At 68.8% G+C, this 1,796-nt stretch carries 2 protein-coding genes; both read left to right on the plus strand.

All coding sequences use genetic code 11. The features are described 5' to 3' along the window. A partial coding sequence (locus Q8Q88_RS07165; RefSeq protein ID WP_305674513.1) for an MFS transporter occupies window positions 1–1,111 on the plus strand: 1,111 nt, incomplete at its 5' end. A gap of 93 nt (window positions 1,112–1,204) precedes the next feature. Continuing rightward, window positions 1,205–1,796, plus strand: a 592-nt coding sequence (locus Q8Q88_RS07170; protein WP_305674514.1) for a nickel/cobalt efflux transporter, incomplete at its 3' end; no start/stop codon positions are given.

Genomic DNA, 1,796 nt, shown 5'->3' on the forward strand with positions numbered 1-1,796 from the left:
CTCCTCGGAGATGATCCACAGCCTGTTGCCCGTGTTCCTGGTGGGCACGCTCGGCGCCAGCGTCGCCATGGTCGGGTTGATCGAAGGGGTCTCCGAAGCCGCGGCCTCGACCACCAAGGTCTTCTCCGGTTGGATCAGCGATCGGCTCGGCAGGCGCAAGTTCCTGGCCGTGCTCGGCTATGGCCTCGGGGCGATCACCAAGCCGGTCTTCCCGCTCGCCATGACACCGTTCGAAGTGTTCGCGGCTCGGTTCACCGACCGTGTGGGCAAGGGCATCCGCGGCGCGCCGCGAGACGCCCTGGTGGCCGATATCACCCCGCCCGGCGTACGGGGGGCCGCGTTCGGCCTGCGCCAGGCCCTCGACACCATCGGCGCCTTCCTGGGTCCGATCGTGGCGATCGTTCTGATGGCGGCCCTCGCCGGCGACATGCGCGCGGTCTTCGCCTGGGCCGCCGTTCCGGCGGTCATCGCCGTGTTGCTGATGATCTTCGGCGTCGACGAGCCAAAGCGATCCGGCGGGGCCGCGCAGGCCAGGGCGCCGATCCGCTGGGCCGAGGTTCGCGACATGGGTCGGCCGTTCTGGTCGGTGGTCGTCGTGGGCGTGGTCTTCACCCTGGCCAGGTTCAGCGAGGCCTTCCTCGTCCTGCGGGCTCAGGACGTCGGTCTGAAGCTCACCCTCATCCCGCTCGTGCTTGTCGTGATGAACGTCTTCTATGCGGCCGTGGCGGCGCCGGCCGGCGCGCTCTCCGACCGGCTAGACCGTCGGAGGCTGCTCGGGATCGGGCTTGGCGTGCTCATCCTCGCCGACCTGGCGCTGGCGCTGCTGCCGTCGATCGGCGGTGTGTTCATCGGCGTGGCGCTGTGGGGCGTCCATATGGGCATGACGCAGGGGCTGCTCTCGGCGCTGGTCGCCGACGCCGCGCCAGACCGGCTGCGCGGGACGGCGTTCGGCATTTTCAACTTGGCGACCGGCCTGACCCTGTTGCTGGCGAGCACGCTGGCCGGTGGGCTCTGGACAGCCTTCGGCCCGAGCACGACGTTTTTCGCCGGAGCCGGATTTTCCGCGGCCGCGGTCGCCGGCCTTGTGATCTGGGTGCGTCGGGCCGCCTGAGAACAAGAGCCGACCTGATTGGATCGGATTTGCCGCAAATGCGTCGAATGGTCCCGGCTTGAACATATCCTCTCTAGGGGGATAGGATATGTGATGCCTACCTTCACCGACCTCATCCAGCAGGGCGCGGCGCACGCCTGGCTGTTCGTCCCCTCCGCCATCCTGCTGGGCGCGCTTCATGGTCTGGAGCCCGGCCACTCGAAGACCATGATGGCGGCCTTCATCATCGCCATCCGCGGATCGGTGAAGCAGGCCATCCTGCTCGGGCTCTGCGCGACGCTGTCGCACACGGCGATTGTCTGGGTGATCGCCCTGGGCGGCATGTACCTCTGGCGCGGCCTCGCGCCGGAGACCATCGAGCCTTACCTCCAGGTCGCCTCCGCCGTCATCATCGTCGCCATGGGCGTCTGGATGATCTGGCGGGCCCGGCGCGACCAGGCCCTGGCGGCTGTCGCCCACCACGATCACGGCCATCATGGCCACGGCGGCGGGGAGGCCCCGCGGATCGACACCGGCCACGGCGTGTTGCGGTTGGAGATCTTCGAAACCGCCGCGCCGCCGCGCTTCCGGATCTATCCCGAGCGCGGTCACGGCTGGCCGGCGGACGATGTCCGCCTGGAAACCGAGCGCCCGGATGGAACGCGACAAGCCTTCAGCTTCACCGATCGGGGCGGCCATCTGGAAT

It is taken from the genome of Phenylobacterium sp. (assembly GCF_030697925.1).
Classification (GTDB): domain Bacteria; phylum Pseudomonadota; class Alphaproteobacteria; order Caulobacterales; family Caulobacteraceae; genus Phenylobacterium.